The sequence below is a fragment of the Neobacillus kokaensis genome (assembly GCF_014656545.1).
GTDB classification, from domain to species: Bacteria; Bacillota; Bacilli; order Bacillales; family Cytobacillaceae; genus Neobacillus; species Neobacillus kokaensis.
The window spans coordinates 1-241 of the sequence record NZ_BNDS01000077.1 but is presented as its reverse complement, the minus strand read 5'-3'; the positions used below and the strand labels follow the sequence as shown (position 1 = coordinate 241).

Annotated in this window: 2 tRNA genes; both read left to right on the top strand. The window is 49.0% G+C overall.

What is annotated here, in order from left to right:
* Positions 1 to 45: 45 nt before the first annotated feature.
* A tRNA-Met gene (locus tag IE222_RS26225) sits at positions 46 to 119 on the top strand.
* A 21-nt stretch (positions 120 to 140) separates the two neighbouring features.
* Positions 141 to 214, top strand: a tRNA-Ile gene (locus IE222_RS26220).
* Positions 215 to 241: the final 27 nt, after the last annotated feature.

Genomic DNA, 241 nt, shown 5'->3' with positions numbered 1-241 from the left:
CGATCCCGCTAGGCTCCACCATTATTCACTTATTATATATTTTTTGGCGGTGTAGCTCAGCTGGCTAGAGCGTACGGTTCATACCCGTAAGGTCGGGGGTTCGATCCCCTCCGCCGCTATATTAAAAATTTTATTTTATTGGACCCTTAGCTCAGCTGGTTAGAGCAGACGGCTCATAACCGTCCGGTCGTAGGTTCGAGTCCTACAGGGTCCATTTATATGGAGGAATACCCAAGTCCGG